The sequence below is a fragment of the Microbacterium terrisoli genome (genome assembly GCF_030866805.1).
Taxonomy (GTDB): domain Bacteria; phylum Actinomycetota; class Actinomycetes; order Actinomycetales; family Microbacteriaceae; genus Microbacterium; species Microbacterium terrisoli.
In genome coordinates this window covers 688,477-711,358 of record NZ_CP133019.1, presented here as the reverse complement: position 1 = coordinate 711,358, position 22,882 = coordinate 688,477, and the positions used below count along the sequence as shown (strand labels likewise).

Below are 22,882 nucleotides of genomic sequence, written 5' to 3'. Positions count from 1 at the left end.
TCATCGTAGCGGGTGGATGCCGCGGCCCTCGCACGCGGCTGAACCTTGTCCCGTTCCATCATGCTGTGTACTGTATTCAGTATTCGGCATGCGCTGCCGAGCCCATGACATGGAGGTCAGGATGAGAACGCACGGACTCACGTTCGCAGCGATCGTCGCCGCCGGAGCACTCGCGCTCACCGGTTGCGCGTTCGGCGGCACCGCAGCAGGCACGACACACACGCTCACGTCCGACGGCCGGGCGACGGGCAAGATCACGATCTGGTCGTGGGACGTTGCGGCGACCGCCTTGAAACGGCTGGCCAAGGAGTACGAGTCGGCGCACGAGGACACCACCATCGACGTGGTCGACATCGGGTACGACAACGCGTACGACAAGATCTCGGTGGGGCTGCAGGCGGGTACTGGGCTGCCTGACATGATCACGCTCGAGACCGATCATGACCAGGGGTACATCACCCAGTTCCCCAAGGGCTTCGCCGACCTCACGCCCGTGCTCGGAGCCGAGAAGGCCGACTTCGACCCGTTCAAATGGGCCGCCGGCACGGACAAGGACGGCCAGCTGCGGATGGCGCCGTGGGACTCGGGGACGGTGGGCCTGTTCTACCGCACCGACTACTTCAAGGACGCCGGCATCGATCCGACCAGCATCAAGACCTGGGATGACCTGGTCACGGCCGGCGAGACCATCAAGGCCAAGCTCGGCAAGACGCTGCTGACGGCCGACCTGTCGGCGGGCGGTCCGTTCGGCATGATGCTGCAGCAGCAGGGTCATGGCTACTTCAACGACAAGGGTGAGATCACCGTCAACACGCCGGCCGCGGCGCAGGTGATGACGCTGCTGAAGACGATGAATCAGAAGGGCCTGATCAAGAACGCCAAGGGTTGGGACGCGAGCGTGACCAGTGCCAAGGACGGCGACTCGGCGGTCACCCCCGAAGCGGTGTGGTGGATCGGCACGCTCGAGGGCGAAGCGAAAGAGCTCAGCGGCAAGTACGCCGTGCGCGACCTGCCGGTATTCGACGATCAGAGCGCCCCCACCTCGAACAACGGCGGGTCGGGTCTGGCCATCCCCACACAGGCGAAGAACCCGCAGCTGGCAGCCGACTTCATGAAGTATGTGCTGGCAGACAAGACCAACCAGGCGTCGATGATGCAGAAGGAGGGGCTGTTCCCGGCCTATCTGCCGGCACTGCATTCGGACTTCTTCCAGCAGGCCGACCCGTACTTCGGCGGCCAGAAGGTCTACCAGACGTTCGCCGAGCTTACCCCGAAGATCCCCTCGATCACCTTCACCAGCGACCAGTCGGCGGCCAGCGACGCGATCACCAACGCCGTCGGCGCCGCGGTTCTCGGCACCACCGACCCCCAGAAGGCGCTGGATGACGCGGCCCAGCAGATCGCGACGGCCACGGGCCGGAAGATCGCAGGCTCATGACCGCATCGCTGCTCACCCGGGAGCGCGGCACCCGCCGTGCTCCCGGGTATCCGCGTCCCGGCAGCCGCCGTTCGGGCGGACGGCTGGCCGGTCGGCTGCAACGCCCAGGGATGTGGTTCGCCCTGCCTGCGGCCGTGCTGCTGGTCGTCTTCTTCGCCTATCCGTTGGCCACTTCGCTGCTGCAGAGCTTCTTCAGCACGAAGGGCGGAGAATCGACCTTCGTCGGCCTGGATCAGTATCTGCGTCTGTTCCGCGATCCGCTGGTGCTCAAGAGCCTGGGCACCGCCCTGCTGATCCTGGTGATCCAGGTGCCGATCATGATCGCGCTCGCGGTCGGGCTCGCCTACCTGCTCAATCAGGCATGGGTGCGCTTCCGCTCGGGGTTCCGGCTGATCACATTCCTACCGGCGATCACCACCCTGGTCGCATACTCGGTGGTCTTCCGCGTCATGATGACCACCGACGGCGGTGCGCTGAACCAGATTCTCGGCGTCTTCGGTGCCGGTCCCATCGACTGGCTGAATAACGAGTGGTGGGCACGGGTCGCGGTGATCGCCTCGATCACCTGGCGCTGGACCGGCTACAACATGGTCATCATCCTCGCCGGGTTGCAGGCGATCCCGCCCGAGCTGTACGAGGCGGCTCGCATCGACGGCGCCGGCCGGTGGCAGACGTTCTGGCACGTCGTCGTGCCGCAGCTGCGGCCCGTGCTGATCTTCACGATCGTGACGTCCACGATCGGCGCCCTGCAGCTGTTCGACGAGAACTTCATCCTCACCGGCGGAGGGCCGAACAACGCGACGCTGACTCCGGTGCTCTACCTGTACAAGGTCGGGTTCCAGCAGTTCGACTTCGGGTATGCGGACGCCATCGCCTGGATGCTGGTGATCCTCACCGCGATCATCGCCGTCATCCAGTTCCGCATCCTCCGGGAGAAGCCATGACCACCGAACTCGTCGTCACAGGCCAAGCGCGCAGGCGCGGCATCCCTTCCCGCGCACGCAGAGAGCCGCTGCTGCGCCGGATCGTGCTGCGCAGCCCGGTGTATCTCGTGCTGCTCGTCGCGAGCGTCCTGGCGCTGCTCCCGTTCGCGTGGATGGTGATCGCCTCGACGCACACCACCAGCGATCTGTTCGTCTCACCACTGCCGCTGCTGCCCGGCGGCGAGTTCTGGCAGAACCTCGGGCGTCTACAGGAGTCGGTCGGCTTCGGCCAGGTCATGCTCAACAGCATCCTGGTCGCCGTGCTCTACACCGTGTTCAGCTCGATCATCAGCGTCATGTGCGGCTACGGCCTGGCCAACTATCGGTTCCGCGGTCGCGGCGTACTGATGGGGGTCGTCCTCGTCACGATGATGATTCCGATGCAGGTGCTTCTGGTGCCGCTGTTCCAGATGATGGCCAGCGCGGGGTGGATCGACTCTTTCCAGGCTCTCATCATCCCGTTCCTGGCGAATGCGTTCGGCATCTTCTTGATGCGGCAAGGCTTCCTCGACTTTCCGGCGACGCTGATCGAGGCGGCGCGCATCGACGGTGCGTCCGAGCTGCGCACGTTCTACCGCATCGTGCTGCCGGTGGCCCGACCGCAGATCGCCGCCCTGATCATCTACACGTTCATCAGTCAGTGGAACTCGTTCATCTGGCCGCTGCTCATGCTCAACAGTGAAGACAAATACACGATTCCGGTCGCGCTGAACACCATGATCGGACTGAGTCGCGTGGACTACTCAGGTCTCATGCTCGGATCTCTCCTGGCCACGCTGCCGCTGTTCCTCCTCTTCCTGGTCTTCCAGAAGCAATTCGTGGCGGGCCTGCTGGGCGGAGCCGTCAAGGGCTGAGCATCCCTGCGTCGGCAGGCCGCGGCATCCCCCGGATTCAACGAGGGATGCCGCGGCCTTCGACGTCTGCCCCCTTGAGCATCACGAATCGATCTCATCTCTTGACACATTTGTGTTTTGTATACAGAATACTGAGCAACAGCGTGGTTTTCCTTTCGAGAGGGGTCCTCCCATGCCGCGTACCCGCGTTTTCTTCAAGCTCGCCACGGCCGTCACGGCGGTCACGGCACTCAGCATCGGTCTCGGCGCGTGCAGCGGCGGCGGTGCCAATGGCAGCTCCGGCGGCCAGCAGACAGTCGTGTGGTCGACCTGGGGCACACCCCAAGAGCTCACACGCTTCAAGGAGTTCGACACCCAATTCATGAAGGACCACCCGAACATCAAGGTGGTGCTGCAGCCGGTCGCCGACTATGGCGATTACCACACGAAGCTGCTCACCCAGCTCGTGTCGGGCACCGCCCCCGACGTGTTCTACATCGGCGACGATCAGATCGGCAAGTTTGTGAACGCGAACGTGCTGATGCCGCTGGACGACCTGATGGCTTCGAGTGCGAGCAAGACGAAGCCCGACGACTTCGCACCAGGCCTGCTGGGCGCGGCCAAGCACGACGGCAAGATCCTCGCCGAGCCGAACGACTCGAACCCCGACGCGCTCTGGTACGACAAGGTGGCCCTCAAGAAGGCGGGCATCACCGAAGACCCTGCGACGTTGGCCGCCGAGGGCAAGTGGACCACAGCGGCCTACCTCGAGATGAACGACAAGCTGCACGCGGCGGGTCTGACCGGCTCGATGTTCTGGAATTACTGGTCAACGCACTGGAGCTGGATCTCTTCGCAAGGCGGCAAGGCATTTGATGACAGCGGCGCGTTCGTTGCCAACACCGACCCGACATCGGTGGCGGCCATGGCCACATTCGGCAAGTACTTCCAGGACAAGACGTTCCTGGTCGCCGACACGCTGCCCAGCGGCGCCGGCGCCGACTCGCTGTTCGTCACGCACAAAGCCGGGTTCTACATCCAGGGCCGATACACGATCGGCACCGTCAAAGCCGCAGGCGACCCCGAGAACTACGATGTCGCTCCATGGCCCACGCCTGACGGCAAGGCTGCACCCACCGGCGTCGCGGTCAGCTACCTGGCGATCAACAATAAGACCAAGGTCAAGGACGCTGCTTTCACGTTCTGGACGAGCTTCCTGAGCAAGCAAGGCCAGACGTTCCGCCTGCAGGGCAGCGGCAACGCCGTCCCCTCAGTCAAGGGCGCCGACAGCGTCGTCTTGGACGGCTACCCCGCCCACGCGCAGACGCTGCTCGACATGCGCGACCTCGGCTTCGAGGACTACGCAGCCGAAGCGAAGGTTCCTGGCCTGTCCAACGATGTCAGCGCCATCATGCTCAAGCTCTACGAGGGCAAGATCACAGCGCAGCAGGCGCTCGACGAGTCGGGTCAGCTGATCAGCAGCAAGACCGGCGGAAAGTAAGGAACAGTCAATGACCGCTCCTTCCGTCAGCGTGACGGACTCCCCAGCGGTCGGGATGCCGTCTCCGGGCGCGCCTCGTGCAGAGGCCGCCTGGCGACGGCGTGACCGCCGGTGGGGCTACGTCTTCGTCGCCCCTCAGATGATCGGCATGGCGCTGTTCGTGCTCGTGCCCTTCATCGCCGCGGTCGTGCTCGCCTTCGCCCAGTGGGATGGACTGACACCCCTCACGTGGATCGGGTTCGACAACTTCAGAACCGAACTGACCGACCCACTGTTCGGCCGCGCACTGATCAACACGATGTTGATCGCGCTGATCACGGTGCCGATCGGGCTGGGCCTTGCCGTTGTCATCGCCGTCGCGCTCGAGCGGCTCAAGACCCGCACACTGTACCTGGCCTTGTTCTTCGCCCCGGTGATCACGAGCAGCATCGCCGTCGCGATGATCTGGCAGCAGCTGTTCCGCAAAGACGGAGTCCTCTCGCACGCAATCGCCACGATCTTCCACGTGCCCGCGCCGGACTGGCTGGGTGATCCGCACCTCGCCCTGCTCGCGGTGTGCATCGTCACGATCTGGTCGTCGCTCGGCCTGAACGTGGTGATCTTCCTCGCCGGCCTGCAGAACATCTCGCCAAGCGTGATCGAAGCCGCGCGCATCGACGGCGCAGGAGCGATAGCCCTGTTCTTCCGCGTCCGGCTGCCGCTGCTGTCGCCCGTGCTGTTCTTCTCCTCGATCATCGCGTTCATCAGCTCATTGCAGACTTTCGACATCGTCTTCGTGCTCGTGGCCAACGCCGGACCCGACAACGCCACCCGCACGATCGTCTACCACATCTACGATCTCGGATTCGGAAAGACGCAGTTCGGCGTCGCGAGCGCGGCATCGATCCTGCTCCTGATCCTGACCCTGGTGATCACAGCGATCCAGTTCGGATTCCAGAAACGATTCGTCCATTACGAGGATGCTGCCGCATGAGGGCCGCGACACCCCGTCTCACCGACGGCACGACGAAACCACCCACCGAGTCGACTGTGGCGATCGCAGCGCCCGGCCGGCGCATCAGGCCGCACGCCCGTCCCGGCCGCAGCAGACGTCGGGTAGCCGCAACGACTCTGCACATCGTGCTGATCGTGGCCGGGATTGCCATGGTCTATCCCTTCGTCTGGATGATCGTCACAGCGTTCAAGGGCCTGCCGCAGCTTCTGAACGATCCGCTCAGCTTCTGGCCGAGCCCCTGGGCGCCGCAGAATTTCATCGATGCGTGGAACGACGCTCCCTTCGGGCAGGCGTATGTCAACAGCATCTATATCGCGATCCTGGTCGTCATCGGCACGCTCATCACGGCCTCGATGGCCGGCTATGCGTTCGCCCGCATCAAGTTCCGCGGATCACGCGCCATGTTCGTCATGTTCCTGGCGACGCAGATGATCCCGATGCAGGTCACGCTGATCCCTTTCTACCTGCTGATGGCAAAGCTCGGGTGGGTGGATTCGCATCTCTCGCTGATCATCCCCGCCGCGCTGGCCAACCCGTTCGCCGTGTTCCTCATGCGGCAGTTCGTCCTGTCGCTGCCCAAGGAGCTCGAGGAGGCCGCGCTGGTCGACGGAGCCGGGCGATGGCGGATCTTCTGGAGCATCGTGCTGCCGAACCTGCGCCCGGGCCTCGGGGCCCTGTCGATCATCGTCGCACTGGGCACCTGGAACAACTTCCTGCTCCCGCTGGTCATGCTCAACAGCCAGAACCTGTTCACGGTCCCGCTGCTGCTGCAGAGTTTCCAGGGGCAGTTCGGCTCAATCAACTATGGCCTCATCATGGCGGCTTCGGCCGTCGCGACGATTCCGATGCTGATCGCGTTCGTGATCGGTCAGCGGCAGATCCTCAACAGCATGGCCGCGTCGGGGCTCGGCGGCCGATGAGCGCCGAGGTACTCGCCCGATTGGCCGCGCGCCACCTCGATCTGGTGCGTGCTCCGTTCACCCTGCCCTCGTCACGCCTTCTGGTGTTCCGCGACGACATGGCCAACGATCCGCACGCCGCAGCCAGCGGCATCCGCATCCATACGGCCGAATACGAAAAGCCACTGGATGCGTGCCGGGTGATCGACCGGCTTGAAGTGCGGGCGGCCGACGGGCGACCGCGCACGGTCGTCGATGTGCTGCCGGATCGCATCGTGTTCGACGGCGGCGCAAGCCTCACGTACGCGGGCCCGACGGCGGTGAGCGTCGCGGCGCCGAACGGAGCGCAGGTGGCCTGGACGCTGCCCGACGGAACCCGAGACACGGTCGAATCGCCTGCGGGCGATCAGATCGCCGTGCGCATCGAAGTAGGGCGCGATCGCTCAGTGATGGCGGCGCGATCGGCGACGCACGACGCCGATCAGGCGGCGACGTCGGCGACGTGGCGGGAGTGGTTCGAGCGGTGCCCGATCGTGCGCGACGATTTGCAGGAGATGACTGCGTTCTGCTGGTGGGTGCTCGGCGCGAACATCGTCGCGCTGCCCCGCCTGGGCGACGTGCGCGCCGTCGTTCCGTCGAAGATCGGCTACGTCGGGCTCTGGCAATGGGACGCGTACTTCATCGCCACCGGGCTGCGCCACGGCGATCCTGCGCTGGCCCGTGAACAACTCGACCTCGCGCTGCGCTTTCCCACCAGCGACGGGCAGCTGCCCGACGTCGTGCACGAAGCAGGCACGCTCGCCTCGAGCGACGACCTGCCCGCCGCCGACCGCGAGCACCTGCGGCGCGACGGCTCTGCGGTGGCAGACGCAGACGCGCCGATTCCCCTCACCAAGCCGCCGTTGACGGCATGGGCGGTGCGCAAACTGCTCGAGGTCGCACCCGACGACGAATGGGCACGGAAGGTGCTGCCGGTCATCGAACGGTCGCAGGACTGGTGGTTCGCGCACTCCGACGCCGACGGCGACGGCATGCCCGAGTACGCCCACCCGTACTCATCGGGTCTGGATGACAGCCCGATCTTCGATGGCACGTTGCCGATCGCCTCGCCCGATCTGGGCGCTTATCTCGTGCTGCAGGATCTGGAGCTGGCCGAGCTCTGCGAGCAGCTGAACACCGGCGATCCGCTCGCCCACCGCCGGCGCGCACATCACACCATGACCTTGCTGCGCAGGATGTGGCATCCCGAACAGCACGCGTTCCTCGCCGGGAGCCGACCCACAGATGCGGTGGTCGGATTGATGCCTCTGTTGACGGGGATGCTGTCACCCGACATCGTCGGCCACCTCACCGACGCACTCAGCGACCCGGCGCGCTATGGCACCCTGTGGGGGCTGCCGACTGTCGCCGTCGACGACAGCGACTTCTCCCCCGAGCGCATGTGGCGCGGGCCGGTGTGGATCAACACCAACGTGCTGGTGGCCGAAGGGCTCGAACGATCAGGCCTTCACACAAGCGCGCGGCGATTGCGCGAGCACACCGTGCGACTGGTCATCCACGGCGGAGGGCCGCACGAGTACTTCAATCCTCGGACCGGCCAGAAGGCACGCGCGGCGACGACGGCATTCGGCTGGTCGGCGGCACTGTTCGTCGACCTCGCGGTCCGGCTGTCGGCATGAGCCGCCGATCAGTCCGTGAAGTACGTGCTCGATGCATTGGCGAGGATGCGGGTCGCCCCGTGCATCCAGTTGACCTTCAGTGCCGCGACCGCGCCGGGCACGTCCCCCGCTGCCAGGCACCGCGCGATCTCGCCGTGTTCGGCCGCGACCCGATGCACCGTGGCATCGCTGGGCACGAGCAGCGACTCGTATCGGTGGAACGCACCGCGCACGATCTCGATGATCGCCAGGAGCCGACCGTTCGTGCACGCCGAAAGCATCAGCGTGTGCCACTCGTCGTCCTTCGACACGACGAGGGAGTGCGCGGCTTCCTCCTGCGTGAAGGCAGCGGCCATCTCGGACAGGCGCGCGCCCAGCCGCTTCAGCTCGTCGATCGGGCTCTGCTGCAGCGCAAGGCCCTCAAGCGTCGCCATGATGGGCGCGAGGTCCTCGAACTCGCGCTTGCTCAGCGGAGCGAACCGAAAGCCCTTGCCGTTCTCGCTCTCGATCTGGCCTTCGCTCTCGAGCCAGATGAGCGCCTCGCGCAGCGGAGTGCGACTCACGCCGATCTCGGCAGCCAGCTGCACCTCATTGATGCCCTCGCCCGGGCGCACCTGGCCGGAGCGCATTCGCGTCAGCAGTTCGTCACGCACCTGCATCCGCAGGTTCTTCCGCTCAATCGCCATGACGTCCCTCTCGTCGCACTTGACCTACATCAGTATTCAGCATAACGTGTTTGTATACAGAATACATTCGACAATGACACGCCCGATGGAGGAACCCGAGTGACTGACGCGCCCCGCACATTCGACCTCGGCGCCCTCGCGTACGGCGGCGACTACAACCCCGATCAGTGGAGCGAAGACGTCTGGGCCGAGGATGTCGCACTCATGCGCGAAGCCGGAGTGAACATCGTGAGCCTGCCGGTGTTCAGCTGGCCGCAACTCGAAATCGCCTCCGGCGTCTACGACTGGGGCTGGCTCGACCGTGTCATCGATCTGCTGTGGGATGCCGGAATCCACGTCGATCTCGCGACGGCGACCGCGACGCCGCCGGCATGGCTGCTGCGCGCCCACCCCGAGATGATGCCGATGGATGCCGAGGGCCGGCGCATGGAATTCGGTTCGCGGCAGACCTATTGCCCGAGTTCGCCGGTGTGGCACGAGCATGTCGCTCGGATGACCCGTGCGATGGCCGAACGCTACGGCCGGCATCCTGCGGTGGCGCTGTGGCACGTTTCGAACGAGTACGGAGACCACACCTCACGTTGCTACTGCCCCGAGTCGGCCCGGCACTTCCGGCGCTGGCTCGCCGAGCGCTACGGCAGCATCGACGGGCTCAATGAGGCGTGGGGGGTCAACGTCTGGGGCCAGCGCTACGGCGACTGGGACCAGATCGAGACGCCGCGGCGCGCGCCCGGACCGATCAATCCGACGCAGCTGCTTGACTTCGAGCGGTTCTCCTCGGATGCGCTGCTGGGCCTGTTCCGTCTCGAGGTCGAGATCCTGCGCGAGTTGACCCCCGACATCCCGCTCACGACCAACTTCATGAGCATGTTCCACGACCTCGACTACTGGCGCTTCGCCGAGCTCGAGGACCTGGTGACCGACGACGCTTACCCCGATCCGGCTGATCCACTCGCTCCGGTGGGCGCGGCATTGAACTACGGGCTCATGCGATCGCTCAAACAACGGCCGTGGCTGCTGCTGGAGCAGTCGGCGAGCGCCGTCAGCTGGCGCGATGTGAACGTGCCGAAGGCACCGGGCAAGATGCGCACCGACAGCTTGCAGGCCATTGCGCACGGCTCAGAAGGAGCGATGTTCTTCCAGTGGCGGCAGGCCCGCTACGGGCAGGAGAAGTTCCATTCGTCGATGCTCGGGCACCGTGGCCGATCCTCGCGCACGTTCGCCGAGACGAAGGCGCTGGGCGCGGAACTGGCGGCGCTCGAGCCTGTGCGCGGCTCGCGCGTGCGCGCCCGTGTCGCCATGGTGTTCGACTGGGATTCGCGATGGGGATCGGCGGCCGCCGAGTCGATGCCCTCGCAGCGGCTGAACTGGGCCGGGCAGGCGCGCGCCTGGCACCGGGCGATGCATGCGCTCGGCCAGCCGGTCGACGCCGTGCGCGCGACTGGCCCGTTCGACGACTACGACGTCGTGCTGGTGCCGAACCTGTACATTGCCGATGCCGTCCAGGCGCAGGCGCTCATCGCTTTCGCCGCGGCCGGCGGACGGGTGGTGATCGGCCCGTTCTCGGGTGTTGTCGACGCGACCGAGAAGGTGCACCTCGGCGGCGCACCGGGTCCGTTGCGAGATCTGCTGGGCGTCGAGGTCGACGAGCAGTGGCCGCTGGCCGACGGCGAGACCGGCGTGCTCGACCTGGACGGCGCCGCGCTCACGTTCGCGCACTGGGGCGAGTGGATCGAGGTGGATGCCGCAGCCTGCGTCCTGGCCCGCTACGCGTCCGGCGACCTGAACGGGCGCCCGGCCGTCACCTCCCGGCCCGCCGGGGCAGGGTCGGCCTGGTACGTCAGCGCGATGCTCGACGACGCCGGCCTCGTTGCGGTGTGGCGGCTCGTGCTGGCCGAGGCGGGGCTCCCCGCCCGCGACCGGACCGACGTGAACCTCGACGCCGTCACCCGGTCCAGCGCCGACACCGACTACACATTCGTGCTCAACCACGGGCGCGAGCCGCTGACCATCGCCGTGCCCGAAGGCGCCCGCGACCTGCTCGGCCACGACGTGGGCCGCACGACGAACGCGACGCTGACCCTCCCCCGCTTCGGCGCGGCCGTCCTCGCGACCCCGCGCGCCGAGACCGTCCCGTTCATCACGCTGGCCGATGGCCGGACCGACTGAAGGAAGGATGCCGTGACCGACGCGTTCGTGCACCCCTACATCCCCAATACCGCTCCCGACACCAAGGCCGAGATGCTCGCCGCGGTGGGCGCGAACTCCACCGAGGACTTCTACGCCGATGTCCCGGACGACCTGCGGCTGCACCGCGCGCTGGACCTGCCCACGCCGCTGCCTGCCGAGCAGGATCTCGCACGCCATGTCCGCGGCATCCTGAACCGCAATCGCACGACGGATGACGTACTGAGCTTCTTGGGCGCGGGAACCTACAACCATTACGTGCCCGCGGTGGTCGACGAGGTGATCCGCCGCAGCGAGTTCCTCACCGCCTACGCGGGTGAGCCGTACGAAGACCACGGGCGGTTCCATGCGCTGTTCGAATACCAGTCACTCATGGGTGAGCTGCTGGCCATGGATGTCGTGAACGTCCCGACCTACGACGGATTCCAGGCCCTCGCAACCGGTCTGGCCATGGCCGGGCGGATCACCGGTCGCCACCGCGTGCTGTGCGTGAGCGACGTGCTGCCGGAGAAGGAATCGAAGGTGCGCGACTATCTGCGCGCAACGCTCGAACTCGAATCGGTGCCGACCGTGTCGGGACTCGCCGATCTGGCCGCCGTCACTGCCCGCCTCCGCGGCGACGTCGCGGCCCTGTGGATCGAGACCCCGAGCGCCACCGGCGCCCTTGAGTCCCGCCTCGCCGACCTGGCCGCCGCCGCCCATGCCGCCGGCACCCTCGTGGTGGTGGGCACCGACCCCGTTGGATACGGAGTGCTCACCCCGCCGGCCCTGCACGGCGCCGACATCGTCACCGGCGATATCCAGTCGCTGGGGCTGCACCAGTGGTTCGGCGGCGCGCACGCGGGCTTCATCGCAGTGCACGACGACCCGATGTTCGTGATGGAGTTGCCGTCTCGTCTGTTCGGCCTGGCCACCACCGACGCGCCCGGAGAGTACGGGTTCGGCGACGTGGCCTATGAGCGCACCTCGTTCGCGCAGCGCGAAGAGGGCAAGGAGTGGGTCGGCACGGCGTCGGCCCTGTGGGGCATCGCCGCCGGCGTGTACCTGGCCCTGATGGGACCCCACGGCATGGCAGAGCTCGGCGAGCTGCTCCTCGCGCGCACCCGCTACGCACAGCAGACGTTGGCCGCCGTCCCCGGGCTGAGCCTGGGCGACGACGCTGTCCATCTGCGCGAATTCACCGTGCAGATAGCCGGGCGCACCGCCTCCGAGATCATCGCGGCGCTGCGCGCCGAGGGTATCGAGCCCGGGGTTGCAGTTGGTGAGCACACCCTGCTGGTGTGCGTGACCGACATGACCTCGCAGGCCGATATCGACCGCCTCGCGGCATCCCTGACCCGCCTCGACCTCGCGGCGGCCGCCGCCGTTGTGAAGGAGCAGTACGCATGAGCCTTCCCGTCACACCCAAGCCCAGCCCGCGCCGCTTCCACCAGGCCCGGTGGGATGAGCCGATCGTGTTCGAGCTGCACAGCGCCGGCGAACGCGGAATCGCCGTGACCCCGATCGAGTCAGGGGTGCGCGACGCCGTCGGAGATGTCGTGGCCGCCCTGCCCGACAGCCTGCGTCGCACCACACCGCCGCGCCTTCCCGAGATCGGTCAGATGCGCGTGCTCAAGCACTACCTGCGCTTGTCGCAAGAGACGCTGGGCTCGGACCTGAACGTCGACATCGGTCAGGGCACGTGCACCATCAAGTACTCGCCCAAGATCAATGACCAGCTCATCGAGGTGCCGCAGCTGCGCGAGCTGCACCCGTTGCAGAATCCCGCCGACGTGCAGGGCGCCCTCGAGATCACGTGGCGACTCGAGCGGCTGATGGCAGAGATCTCGGGCATGCATGCAGTTTCGTTCCAGGCGCCGGGCGGCTCGGCCGGCATCTGGACGAACATCGCCATGATCCGCGCGTATCACGCCTCGCGCGGTGAGGCCGACCAGCGCGACGAGGTCATCACGACGATCTTCAGCCACCCGTCCAACGCCGCGGCAGCGAAGGTCGCCGGCTACAAGGTGATCACCGTCTACCCCGACGCCGACGGCTACCCCGACCTGGCCGCCATGAAAGCGGCGCTCTCGGAGCGCACCGCCGCGATCATGGTGACCAACCCCGAAGACACCGGCATCTACAACCCTGCCGTCGAAGAGTGGGTGGATGCGGCACACGCGGTGGGCGCGCTCGCGTCGTATGACCAGGCCAACGCCGCCGGCATCCTCGGCATCACCCGGGCGCGCGACGCCGGATTCGACGTGTGCCAGTTCAACCTGCACAAGACGTTCTCGGCCCCGCACGGCAGCGGCGGACCTGCCGCGGCGGCCAACGCCGCGAGCGAGGCCCTCGCGCCGTTCCTGCCAGGGCCGCGCATCGTCCGCGACGGCGACGCCTTCACTGTGCACGAGCCGGGCGAGCAGTCGATCGGGCACGTCGCACCCGGGTTCGGTGTCGTGCTGCACGTGGTCCGTGCATATGCATGGATCATGGCCTTGGGTGCTGAGGGTTTGCGCACGGCCAGTGAGATCGCCGTGCTCAACAACAACTACTTGATGAGCAGGGTCTTGCAGATCCCGGGCGCCTCGGCACCGTATGCGACCGGACGGCGCCGCATCGAGCAGGTGCGTTACTCGTGGCAGGAGTTGTTCGAGCAGACCGGCATCACCAGCGAAGAGATCGGCATCCGCATGGCCGACTTCGGTTTCCACTACTGGACCAGCCACCACCCGTACGTCGTGCCGCAACCGTTCACGCTCGAACCGACCGAATGCTATTCGAAGGCCGAGATCGACGAGTACGTCGCTGCCCTGGCCGAGGTCGCGCGCGAAGCGCGCGAGACGCCGGAGGTCGTGCGCACCGCGCCTCACAACCAGACCGTGCATCACACGCACCACGACGACCTCGACGACCCCGAGCGCTGGGCCATCACCTGGCGCGCGTACCGCCGGAAGTACTTCGGCGAGGGCTCTGCTTCAGGCGCTATGGCTGCCGACGGGAGTGCCGCGTAGGCCATGCTCGCGCTCGTCGTCAACCCTGTCGCCGGCGTCGGCGGCCCCGCCGGCCTCGCCGGCTCCGACGGCGTGGGCGTGCAGCGCGACGCCGCCGCACGCGGTGGCGTCGCGCGGGCCGCGGCGCGGGCAGCAGCGGCATTGCGCGTGGTCGCCGACGCGCATCCGCAGGCAGAGATTCTGACGGCGGCGGGCTCGATGGGCGAGGATGCCGTGCGCGCTGCGGGCCTGGTCGCCCGGGTCGTCTACGCCCCGATCGACGCCGACACCACCGACGCCGCCGACACCACCGCGGCGGTGCGAACGGTGTGGGAGGCAGGGGCCACGCTGGTGCTGTTCGCCGGCGGCGACGGCACCGCCCGCGATGTGGCAGCCGCGTTCTCGCGAGACGAAGCATCCACCGCGTCCGCCGAACCGGCGGCGCTCGGCATCCCTTCGGGGGTCAAGATGTACTCCCCCGTGTTCGCGATCAGCCCTCGTGCCGCCGGAGCCCTCGCCGCGGCCTGGCTGAGCGACCCTCTGCCGCTGCACGAGCAGGAGGTGCTCGACATCGACGAGGAGCAGCTGCGGCGTGCGCACGTCGAGCCACGGCTGTTCGGCATGCTGCCGGTCCCCTACCGCCCCGGACGGACCCAGGCGCGCAAGGCCGCAACCCCCGCCGGCGAACACGCAGCAGTCGTCGCGGCGGCGCGGGCCGCGGCATCCCTCTTCTGCCCCGGCGTGCGGTATCTGTTGGGCCCGGGCGGCACGATGGCCGAATTGGCCCGCCAGCTCGGCGTGGTCGGGACCCCGCTCGGCGTCGACGTCGTCCTCGACGGGCGCGTCGTGCGCGCCGGAGCGAGCGAGCGCGAGCTGCGCGAGGAGATCTCGCGCGGCTCGGCAAAGGCGGTGGTCACTGTGATCGGCGGGCAGGGCTTCCTCCTCGGTCGCGGCAACCAGCAGCTGTCTGCCGACATCATCCGTGCCCTCGGACCCGATCCCCTCATCGTCGTCGCCCCCGAGCAGAAGCTCATCGACCTGCAGGGCCGGCCGCTGCTGGTCGACACCGGCGACGCCGAGGTCGATGCCGCCCTGGCAGGATTCGTCCGCGTGATCACCGGCGCCAGTTCTGCGAGCATCTATCCCGTCGTCGCACCCGAAGCTGCGGCGACCCGTCCCCACAACACCCCGATCACAGAAGGAGCGCTCCATGCGACTTGAGAACAAGAAGGCCATCGTCACGGGCGGCGCCGGCGGCATCGGCCGTGCGACCTCGCTCGCCTTCGCCGCCGAGGGCGCCGCGGTCGCGGTCGTGGATCTGAATCAGGATGCCGCAGCCGCCGTGGTCGACGAGATCCGCGCTGCGGGCGGCACCGCCCTGGCGATCGCCGCCGATGTGTCGAGCGAGGCCGACATCGCGCGCGTCGTCGCCACGGTGCACAGCGAGTTCGGCGGGATCGACGTCGTGTTCAACAACGCCGGGATCATCCGCCGCACGACGGCCGTGGAGACCACCGTCGAGGAATGGGACCGGGTGTTCGGGGTGAACGTGCGCGCGATCTTCCTGATGTGCAAGCACGTGGTGCCGATCATGGCTGCCGGCGGCGGCGGTTCGATCGTGAACACCGGCTCGGGCTGGGGCCTGAAGGGTGGCGGACAGGCGATCTCGTACTGCGCATCGAAGGGCGCCGTGGTCAACATGACCCGCGCGCTGGCGATCGACCACGGGCCGCAGGGCATCCGCGTCAACTCCGTCAACCCTGGAGACGTCAACACCGGCATGCTGCGCAGCGAGGCCTCGCAGCTCGGGCAGGAGGAGAAGTCGTTCCTCGCCGAATCGGCCGACCGGCCGCTGGGCCGCATGGGCGAGCCGAGCGAGATCGCCGCCGCGGTCGTGTGGCTCGCCAGCGACGAGGCGTCATACGTGACGGGCTCGGCTCTCGTGGTGGACGGCGGAGGCATCGCCTGAGATCGGTTCACCCGTGGCGCTCATGCTCGCGAGGTTTACGCCCTCGCATCCTGAACCCAGGATCCTGCTGTGCTGCGAACTCACGTGTTGATGCTCCTGGAGCATCAACACGTGAGTCTGCGCGACGCCCGGCATCCGATCCCGCCACGGGATCCCCCGCCCCGACGGTGCGGCACCCCTCCACAGATTTGCCACCCCGCCGGGCACCGCAGCGAAACCGTGCGATTCTCGACAAGACCGGCGAGAATGGAGGGGTGCACATCATGACCGAACCGCAGACATGGATGCTGCTCGGCGTGTTCACCACGATCATGATCGGCGGCATGACGCTGATGACGACCCTGCTCTCGCGCACCATGGCTGCGAACACTTCGACGCTCAACGCGAAGATCGAGAGCGTCGACGCCACGCTCACGGCCAAGTTCGACGCAGTCGACGCGAGATTCGAGGCGGTCGACACCAAGTTCGACGCGACCGGCACCAAATTCGACGCGATCACCGAGCGCATCGGCCACCTGCATCACGAGATGGATTCCCGATTCGAGACCCTCGACCGTGACATCGCCGCGCTCACCAAGCGCCCGATGGGCTGATCCGGGTACAGCACGCGCCCGCGGCACACTACGCTCATCCCGTGCGCCTCGGAGTCCTCGACATCGGATCGAACACGGTCCACCTGCTGATCGCCGACATGCGCCCGGGCGGCCGACCGCTGGCGTCGACCAGCGAGCGAGCGGTCGTGCGGCTCATGCGGTTCCTCACTCCGGACGGCGCGATCAGCGAAGAAGGCGTGCGCCAGCTGGTGGATGCCACGGCCGGCGCCCGCGAGATCATCGCCGCCGACCACGTCGACGAGCTGCTGGCCACCGCCACCTCGGCCGTGCGCGACGCCACGAACGGCGCCGAGGTGATCGCCCGCATCGAACAGGCGCTCGGAGCGCCGCTGCAGGTGCTGGACGGTGAGACCGAGGCCCGCCTGACCTTCCTCGCCGCGCGGCGCTGGTTCGGCTGGGCCTCGGGCCGCATCGAGCTGTTCGACATCGGCGGAGGCTCGCTCGAGCTGGCGGCCGGAGCCGACGAGCTGCCCGAGGCCGCAGCATCCGTCCCCCTGGGCGCGGGCCGCATGACGCTGCGCTTCCTGCCGGACGACCCTCCCGGCCAAGCAGCGGTCGAAGAGCTGCGCGCGCATGCGCAGCAGACCCTGCAACCCGTCGCCGAGCAGTTCCGTGCCCTGCCGCGGCCCGATCACATCGTCGGATCGTCGAAGGCCATCCGATCCCTGGCACGGCTTGCCGGCGTGCCGTTGGCCGGGTGGGGCGGCGGGGAGCGGATGCTGCTGCCCCGCGCCGCTCTCGGCTCGTGGATTCCGCGTCTTGCGCGACTGCCGGCATCCGCTCGCCAGGAGCTGCCCGGGATCACCCCGGACCGCACGTTCCAGATCGTGGCGGCGGCCGTCGTGCTGCACACCGCGATGGAGCTGATGCAGGTCACCGAACTCGAAGTCTGCCCGTGGGCACTGCGCGAGGGCGTGCTGCTGCGCTACATCGAGTCCCTGGCGTGGGAGAGCCCCTGACCGGGGACGGCCGAGGTTCCGCAGGCGTCCTCACCGCCCCGCGGGGTGACCCGCGCCCTACAGGTCGGTGCCGAGATACGCCCCCGTCGCGGCCAACCGGGACTGCAGCTGGGCCACGTCCACATCGCCGGCAGCGGCACCCGCGCGCAGTGCCAGATCGGCGGCGAGTCCCGCGGCCTCACCCATGACGAAGCACGGTCCAGTCACGCGTCCCGAGGACTGTCCGAGCTGGGTCATCGATGCGCACCTGCCGGCGACCAGAAGATTGTCCACACCCTCGGGCACCAGCATGCGGTAGGGCAGCTGGTTGAACCCGCGCGAGTCGGCCGCGGCGAAGCGGAACTCGACGTCACCCTGCACATGCGCTTCGACGGGCCAGCCGTTCACGCCGATCGTGTCGTCGAAGTCCGCGCAGCCGAGCACGTCCTCCTCGGTCAGCTGGTACGGGCCGACGATGCGCCGCGTCTCGCGGATGCCGATCTGGGGCGCGAGGTCGACGATGTAGGAGTCTTCGAAGCCGGGCGTGTTCTCTCGAATGAACGCGAACACGTCCTTGACCTGCTGCCGGCCCTGGATCTCGCCGTACGTGAGCTGCCACACATCGGTGCCGTCCACCGCGGAGCCGTCGGGGTTGCTCAGCTGGGTGAGGTTCGACCGCCACTCCAGCGGGTTGCGCTGCGGTCGCACGATCGGCTTCTTGCGCGGGAACCGATGCGTGCCCGCGGCTTCGGCCTCCTCCATGAGTCGGCGCACCGTCACCCAGGCGTCCCCTGCGGCCACCGGGTCGACGCCGTTGATGCGGAACATCAGCGACGGGTAGAGCAGGTGCTCGGACTTCTCGTACGCCGCGCCGGACCACACCGCGACATCCGCGTCACCGGATGCGTCGATGAAGAATCGTCCCCGGACGACGCCCGGACCCGATTTCGACTCGATGACGACCCCGTCGATGGTGCCATCGGCGGCCATCACGACGCCGGTCGCGGTGCTGTGGAACAGCAGGTGGGCTCCTCCTGCCAGCACCAGCTCGTCTGCCGCGATCTTGTACGCCGAGATGTCGAAGGCCTGCGCCATGATGCGGTCGCCGACCGACAGGTGCGGCGGGTTCAAGCCGTCCAGCGCTTCCAGGCGCCCGAGCAGTTCGTCGGTGTAGCCGTGGATGACGCGTCGGTCCTCACCGTGCACGCGCGCGTGCAAGCCGCAGAACGTGGACAGCCCGCCCATCGTGCCGGCGCCGCCGAGGAAGCCGTATCGTTCGATCAGCAGCGTCGAGCTGCCGGCGCGGGATGCCGCCGTGGCGGCCATGAGGCCGGCAGGACCCCCGCCGATGACCACGACGTCGTACTCGCCGATCACCGGCGCGCTGCGTTCGGGCAGCACGACATCCGCACTCATGCCGTCACTCCTCCGCCCGCTGCCACCGGCAGCGGCGCCGTATGGTGTCCTTCGCACAGCCCGCAGGCACGGCAGCCCAGCACGGTGCCGCACGACAGCGGCTGCACCAGCTCCCGATACTGGTCGAGGTAGCCTCCACCGGCGTCGGCCGACTCCGTCCGCACGTATACGTCACGCGCGGCGAGCTCATCCGCCGGCACATGCAGATCAAGACTGCCGGCGACCAGGTCGATCGCGATCTCATCGCCGTCGCGCACGCGTCCCAGGGGGCCGTCGGCGATCCCTTCCGGCGATACTTCGCCGATCGTGATGCCCTGGTTGACCAGCCCGCTGAACTGCCCGTCTGTGACGAACGCCACCTTGTCGGCCAGGCCCCGCGCGTTCAGCGCGAAGATGAACGATGACGTGAACCCGAGGGCCGGTCCGCCGACGGCGCCGATGCCGCGAATCACGGCCACGTCGCCCGGTTGCAGCCGGCCGTCGGAGATGCCCGCGATGGCCTGCTCGCGACTGTCGAACACCCGCGCCGGGCCGGTGAACTGTTTGGTCCCCGAATCGGGCACGGGGCGCTTGGCCACCGAACCGTCCGGCGCCAGCGTCCCGCGCAGCACCACGATCGCAGGGTCGGTGCTGTAGGGCGTGCCGATCGTGCGGATGACATCGCCGTCCGCGGGCGCCGCGGCGGCCGCGTTCTCGGCCATCGTGTGACCCGTGATGGTCAGCGCGTCGCGCTCCAGCAGCGGCATCAGCTCGCGCAGGATCGTGGCGGCGCCGCCGGCATCCTCGAACTGCTCGGTCAGTGTCGTGCCGTTGGGGCGCACCGAGCACAGCACGGGGGTGGAGCGCCCGAGAGTGCGGAACGCCTCCCACACGTCGATGTCCACGTGCGCCTCGACGGCCACAGCCTGCAGGTGCTTGATCGTGGTGGTCGACCCGCCGATGGCGAGCATGGTGCGCACAGCGTTGCGGATCGAGGCCGCCGTGATGATGTCGCGGGGGCGGATGTCGCGCTGGATCATGTCGACGAGCGCGGCCGCCGAGCGACGCACGTTGTCCCACATCCGTTCGCTGTTCGCTCGCACCGGCGCGGCCCCGGGCACCGCCATCCCCAGTGCTTCGGCGGCGATGTGCATCGAGTTGGCCGTCGCCAGCCCCGCGCACACCCCCGGGCTGAGGATGGCGTCATCGGCCATCTCCTGCAGATGGTCGGTCGGCTCCTTCGTGACGGCGGCCATGGCCGCCTGCAGGAAGATCTCCTCGACGTCTGCCTCTCGCCCCTCCGCCATACCACTGTGCTGGTAGCCGCACGGGATGATCACGGTCGGCACATTCAGCCGTCCGGCGGCCATCAGGTGCGCCGGCGTGGTCTTGTCGCATGAGCTCAGCGCGATGATCGCGTCCAGTTGCGCACCCTCCACGGCGACCTCGACGTCGTTGACCATCAGATCCCGGGCCGAGAGGATGTAGCTGCCGCCCCGCCCGGCGCTCGTGATGAAGTCCGACGGCGCCGCCGTGCGGATCTCGAACGGCAGCACACCCAGCGCCCGCAGCTCCTTCTTCAGCACCGGGACGATGTCATCCAGGTGCGCGAAGCAGGCCGCCAGATCCGACGAACTGTTGACGATCGCCACCTTGGGCTTGTGCAGTTCGTCGGCCGAGATGCCCAACGGACGCCACTCCGCACGACGCGCGATGCCCAGCGCCGATGAGGGCGAGAAGTTGCTGCGCAGGTTCACCATCTTGATCTCCTCCATCACGGCCGCATCGCCGTATCGGTATTCATCGGGCGCAGACGCGCCCGCTCAATGGCCTGTGGGCAGGACGACTCGTTCCACGGTCACCGACGTCTCGGCCAGGGCCGACGACATGATCGCCTCCATCACCGGCTGCGGCACCAGGCAGTCAGCGCATGCATCCTCGGTGGCGTCGATGGTCACAACGATGCGGTCGCCGCCGACGCTCTGCCACGTGAGCAGATAGCCGTCGCTGCCCATCATGTCGCGGAAGCTCTGCAGCGCCGCGTCGATGCGGCCGGCGTCGATCGGCGCGGTCACGGCCGCTGTCCGATCTTGACCATCGAATACGGCGTCTCTCTCGGCGGGTTCAGGGTGAACACCTCGACGACCGACGACACACCCGCGTTGTTGGCCCCGGCGACCATCACCTGGACGGAGGTCGGGTGGCTCAGCAGCGGCACCAGGTCGGGCGTGTCGGTGCCGGCGGTGGTGTCGGGCATCGCGTCGGGGTGCTGCGCCGACAGCCGCCACCGGGTCTTGTGCGAGACGGCGTCCTTGCCGCTGGCGGCCAGCTCCGCGCGCGGGCGCACAACGCGCTCGAACACGGCCTGTCGCACATCGTCCTTGCTCCACCCGGCTGACGCGAACAGCTCGGCGTGCTCGGGGACGAGCACGAGCAGCGCACTGGTGTATTCATGGATGAGGGCGCCGGTGCGCCGGATGCTGTCGGCGAAATCTTCGGCCAGCTGCTCGGGCTGCATCGTGTGACGCGCCTCGATGTGCATGACCGAACGGATCACATATGCCGTGACGACGCTGTCCGAGGCGGCGAACCCGTTGTCGACGTGGAACGGCGCCCACGGGCTCTGCTCCTCGTTCTCGCCGATGCAGGCCGAGTACTTCGCCGGGGTGCCCTGCGTGGCCTGGTCGAGCAGGTGCGGGTGCAGGCCGAAGACGTTGATGCACCCGAGCCGGATCGCCCGCCCGATCGTCGCGTTGGCGCGGAAGCCCGACCCGTAGATGTTGCCCTGCGAGTTCAGCTCGATCTCACTGCGGATCGGTCCGTTGACCACGAGGAAGGGTGCGGTGCCGGTGGTGGACTGCCAGATGCCCCGGTGCGGGTGGGGCTCCTTCGCGATGGCCTCCCATGCGGCGATCACCACCGGGAGGTATTCGGGGCGGCAGCCGGCCAGCGCCGCGTTGACGGCGGCCAGGCGCACGGTGATCGAACGGTTCAGATGCGGAATCGTGAACAGCACGTCGTCGGGGTCGCGGTCGGTGGCGGCCAGGAAGCCCGCCAGTGTCGACTCGGTGACGGGAACGACGGGCAGGCCGTCGGTCCAGCCGCGCTGGTCGTAGTACTCCATCGCCTCGGCGATGGCGTCGGCGTCGACCATGAGGCCGTCGGTCAGGATGGCGGTGTCCATGTCAGCTCTCCACTCCGAGGATGCGCAGCACGTCGGGCAGCGCGGTCATCGCACGCTCGCGCACCTCGTCGGCGGTCAGGCTCGCGAACGGGTGGTGCACGGCATAGAAGTCGAAGCCGGGGAAGCCCTGTACCTGCGCCATCGCGCGCCCCGAAGGGTAGAACGAGTCCGACGTGATGGCCACGGTGGGAATGCCGGCCCGCTCGAATTGGATGCCGTCGGCCACGGTGGCCGCACTGCACGATCCGCAGTCGCCGACGCCGGTGATCAGAACGTCGACCTCTGCGACGATCTGGTCGACCAGCTCGGGCGAAGCCGGAGTGCCGAAGTAGTCCTTCGTGTACAGCTTGCTGGCCGCCGCACCGTAGGACTGCTGCAGCTGGTCACCGATCGCATGCAGCAGATCGGTGGTGTTCGGCTTGGTGTTGTCCAGCAGCCCGACCGTCAGGCCACGCAGCGAAGCGGTCCGTGCAGATAACGTGCTGTCGGCGCTTCCCGCCGTTGCACCGGTGGGATCCAGTACCAACTCCTGCGTCATGTCGGAGCCTCCTCGCTCGATGTGTTTCCACGTGCAGGATCAGCGTGGCAGGGCGGCATTCGGGCGTGCGCGTCGCTTTTCGACGACCGAAAG

20 protein-coding genes are annotated in these 22,882 nt (G+C 67.7%); 14 read left to right on the top strand and 6 right to left on the bottom strand.

Annotated features, from left to right (window positions below):
* The first annotated feature begins 121 nt into the window (after positions 1–121).
* The 7 genes from QU603_RS03090 (at position 122) to QU603_RS03060 (ending at position 8,327) form a co-directional block, all read left to right on the top strand.
* Complete coding sequence (locus QU603_RS03090) at positions 122–1,438, top strand: ABC transporter substrate-binding protein (protein ID WP_308493028.1); 1,317 nt, start codon at positions 122–124, stop codon at positions 1,436–1,438.
* Complete coding sequence (locus QU603_RS03085) at positions 1,435–2,382, top strand: carbohydrate ABC transporter permease (RefSeq protein ID WP_308493027.1); 948 nt, start codon at positions 1,435–1,437, stop codon at positions 2,380–2,382. Before QU603_RS03090 ends, QU603_RS03085 begins: the two co-directional genes overlap by 4 nt.
* Positions 2,379–3,275, top strand: a complete 897-nt coding sequence (locus QU603_RS03080) for a carbohydrate ABC transporter permease (RefSeq protein WP_308493026.1) — start codon at positions 2,379–2,381, stop codon at positions 3,273–3,275. Before QU603_RS03085 ends, QU603_RS03080 begins: the two co-directional genes overlap by 4 nt.
* 172 nt (positions 3,276–3,447) lie before the next feature.
* Positions 3,448–4,755, top strand: a complete 1,308-nt coding sequence (locus QU603_RS03075) for an ABC transporter substrate-binding protein (RefSeq protein WP_308493025.1) — start codon at positions 3,448–3,450, stop codon at positions 4,753–4,755.
* 10 nt (positions 4,756–4,765) lie between these two features.
* A complete protein-coding gene (locus QU603_RS03070; RefSeq protein WP_308493024.1) occupies positions 4,766–5,728 on the top strand; it encodes a carbohydrate ABC transporter permease in 963 nt (320 codons plus the stop codon).
* Positions 5,725–6,669 carry a carbohydrate ABC transporter permease gene (locus QU603_RS03065; protein WP_308493023.1) on the top strand — a complete coding sequence of 315 codons (945 nt, stop codon included), beginning with the start codon at positions 5,725–5,727 and terminating at the stop codon, positions 6,667–6,669. Before QU603_RS03070 ends, QU603_RS03065 begins: the two co-directional genes overlap by 4 nt.
* Positions 6,666–8,327, top strand: coding sequence for an amylo-alpha-1,6-glucosidase (locus QU603_RS03060; protein WP_308493022.1), 1,662 nt, complete (start codon positions 6,666–6,668; stop codon positions 8,325–8,327). The genes QU603_RS03065 and QU603_RS03060 overlap by 4 nt, the downstream gene beginning before the upstream one ends.
* 8 nt (positions 8,328–8,335) lie before the next feature.
* Here QU603_RS03060 and QU603_RS03055 read toward each other — a convergent pair whose 3' ends face one another.
* Positions 8,336–8,992 carry a GntR family transcriptional regulator gene (locus QU603_RS03055; RefSeq protein ID WP_308493021.1) on the bottom strand — a complete coding sequence of 219 codons (657 nt, stop codon included), beginning with the start codon at positions 8,990–8,992 and terminating at the stop codon, positions 8,336–8,338.
* A 99-nt stretch (positions 8,993–9,091) separates the two neighbouring features.
* Between QU603_RS03055 and QU603_RS03050 the strand changes: the two genes are divergently transcribed.
* The 7 genes from QU603_RS03050 to QU603_RS03020 all read left to right on the top strand — a co-directional run bounded on the left by QU603_RS03050 (position 9,092) and on the right by QU603_RS03020 (position 17,693).
* Positions 9,092–11,161, top strand: coding sequence for a beta-galactosidase (locus tag QU603_RS03050; RefSeq protein ID WP_308493020.1), 2,070 nt, complete (start codon positions 9,092–9,094; stop codon positions 11,159–11,161).
* A 12-nt stretch (positions 11,162–11,173) separates the two neighbouring features.
* On the top strand, positions 11,174–12,568 hold the full coding sequence (gene gcvPA, locus QU603_RS03045) for an aminomethyl-transferring glycine dehydrogenase subunit GcvPA (RefSeq protein ID WP_308493019.1): 1,395 nt from the start codon (positions 11,174–11,176) through the stop codon (positions 12,566–12,568).
* Positions 12,565–14,172 (top strand): aminomethyl-transferring glycine dehydrogenase subunit GcvPB, encoded by a 1,608-nt coding sequence (gene gcvPB / locus QU603_RS03040; protein WP_308493018.1) that lies wholly within the window; start codon positions 12,565–12,567, stop codon positions 14,170–14,172. The genes gcvPA and gcvPB overlap by 4 nt, the downstream gene beginning before the upstream one ends.
* A gap of 3 nt (positions 14,173–14,175) precedes the next feature.
* Positions 14,176–15,372: an ATP-NAD kinase family protein gene (locus QU603_RS03035; protein WP_308493017.1), complete on the top strand. Its 1,197-nt coding sequence runs from the start codon at positions 14,176–14,178 to the stop codon at positions 15,370–15,372.
* Positions 15,362–16,120 carry an SDR family NAD(P)-dependent oxidoreductase gene (locus QU603_RS03030; protein WP_308493016.1) on the top strand — a complete coding sequence of 253 codons (759 nt, stop codon included), beginning with the start codon at positions 15,362–15,364 and terminating at the stop codon, positions 16,118–16,120. The genes QU603_RS03035 and QU603_RS03030 overlap by 11 nt, the downstream gene beginning before the upstream one ends.
* Before the next feature lie 263 nt (positions 16,121–16,383).
* On the top strand, positions 16,384–16,713 hold the full coding sequence (locus tag QU603_RS03025) for a hypothetical protein (RefSeq protein WP_308493015.1): 330 nt from the start codon (positions 16,384–16,386) through the stop codon (positions 16,711–16,713).
* Between the two features lie 41 nt (positions 16,714–16,754).
* A complete protein-coding gene (locus QU603_RS03020; protein WP_308493014.1) occupies positions 16,755–17,693 on the top strand; it encodes a Ppx/GppA phosphatase family protein in 939 nt (312 codons plus the stop codon).
* A gap of 57 nt (positions 17,694–17,750) precedes the next feature.
* Here the strand turns inward: QU603_RS03020 and QU603_RS03015 are convergent, their stop codons facing one another.
* Genes QU603_RS03015 through QU603_RS02995 form a run of 5 tightly spaced genes read right to left on the bottom strand, consistent with a single transcriptional unit; the run spans position 17,751 to position 22,789 of the window.
* Positions 17,751–19,088, bottom strand: coding sequence for an FAD-dependent oxidoreductase (locus QU603_RS03015; RefSeq protein WP_308493013.1), 1,338 nt, complete (start codon positions 19,086–19,088; stop codon positions 17,751–17,753).
* Positions 19,085–20,842 (bottom strand): dihydroxy-acid dehydratase domain-containing protein, encoded by a 1,758-nt coding sequence (locus QU603_RS03010; protein ID WP_308493927.1) that lies wholly within the window; start codon positions 20,840–20,842, stop codon positions 19,085–19,087. The genes QU603_RS03015 and QU603_RS03010 overlap by 4 nt, the downstream gene beginning before the upstream one ends.
* Before the next feature lie 48 nt (positions 20,843–20,890).
* Positions 20,891–21,142 (bottom strand): hypothetical protein, encoded by a 252-nt coding sequence (locus QU603_RS03005; RefSeq protein WP_308493012.1) that lies wholly within the window; start codon positions 21,140–21,142, stop codon positions 20,891–20,893.
* Positions 21,139–22,251 carry a hypothetical protein gene (locus tag QU603_RS03000; protein ID WP_308493011.1) on the bottom strand — a complete coding sequence of 371 codons (1,113 nt, stop codon included), beginning with the start codon at positions 22,249–22,251 and terminating at the stop codon, positions 21,139–21,141. The genes QU603_RS03005 and QU603_RS03000 overlap by 4 nt, the downstream gene beginning before the upstream one ends.
* Before the next feature lies 1 nt (position 22,252).
* Positions 22,253–22,789, bottom strand: coding sequence for a UGSC family (seleno)protein (locus QU603_RS02995; RefSeq protein ID WP_308493010.1), 537 nt, complete (start codon positions 22,787–22,789; stop codon positions 22,253–22,255).
* Between the last annotated feature and the right edge of the window lie 93 nt (positions 22,790–22,882).

Bases quoted from the DNA above. Each gene is read 5' to 3' on its own strand.
- QU603_RS02995 (WP_308493010.1), bottom strand. From the start codon at position 22,789: ATGACGCAGGAGTTGGTACTGGATCCCACCGGTGCAACGGCGGGAAGC.
- QU603_RS03030 (WP_308493016.1), top strand. From the start codon at position 15,362: ATGCGACTTGAGAACAAGAAGGCCATCGTCACGGGCGGCGCCGGCGGC.
- QU603_RS03015 (WP_308493013.1), bottom strand. From the start codon at position 19,088: ATGAGTGCGGATGTCGTGCTGCCCGAACGCAGCGCGCCGGTGATCGGC.
- QU603_RS03065 (WP_308493023.1), top strand. From the start codon at position 5,725: ATGAGGGCCGCGACACCCCGTCTCACCGACGGCACGACGAAACCACCC.
- QU603_RS03075 (WP_308493025.1), top strand. From the start codon at position 3,448: ATGCCGCGTACCCGCGTTTTCTTCAAGCTCGCCACGGCCGTCACGGCG.
- QU603_RS03025 (WP_308493015.1), top strand. From the start codon at position 16,384: ATGACCGAACCGCAGACATGGATGCTGCTCGGCGTGTTCACCACGATC.
- QU603_RS03090 (WP_308493028.1), top strand. From the start codon at position 122: ATGAGAACGCACGGACTCACGTTCGCAGCGATCGTCGCCGCCGGAGCA.
- QU603_RS03085 (WP_308493027.1), top strand. From the start codon at position 1,435: ATGACCGCATCGCTGCTCACCCGGGAGCGCGGCACCCGCCGTGCTCCC.
- QU603_RS03070 (WP_308493024.1), top strand. From the start codon at position 4,766: ATGACCGCTCCTTCCGTCAGCGTGACGGACTCCCCAGCGGTCGGGATG.
- QU603_RS03000 (WP_308493011.1), bottom strand. From the start codon at position 22,251: ATGGACACCGCCATCCTGACCGACGGCCTCATGGTCGACGCCGACGCC.
- QU603_RS03060 (WP_308493022.1), top strand. From the start codon at position 6,666: ATGAGCGCCGAGGTACTCGCCCGATTGGCCGCGCGCCACCTCGATCTG.
- gcvPB (WP_308493018.1), top strand. From the start codon at position 12,565: ATGAGCCTTCCCGTCACACCCAAGCCCAGCCCGCGCCGCTTCCACCAG.
- QU603_RS03080 (WP_308493026.1), top strand. From the start codon at position 2,379: ATGACCACCGAACTCGTCGTCACAGGCCAAGCGCGCAGGCGCGGCATC.
- QU603_RS03010 (WP_308493927.1), bottom strand. From the start codon at position 20,842: ATGGAGGAGATCAAGATGGTGAACCTGCGCAGCAACTTCTCGCCCTCA.
- QU603_RS03055 (WP_308493021.1), bottom strand. From the start codon at position 8,992: ATGGCGATTGAGCGGAAGAACCTGCGGATGCAGGTGCGTGACGAACTG.
- QU603_RS03035 (WP_308493017.1), top strand. From the start codon at position 14,176: ATGCTCGCGCTCGTCGTCAACCCTGTCGCCGGCGTCGGCGGCCCCGCC.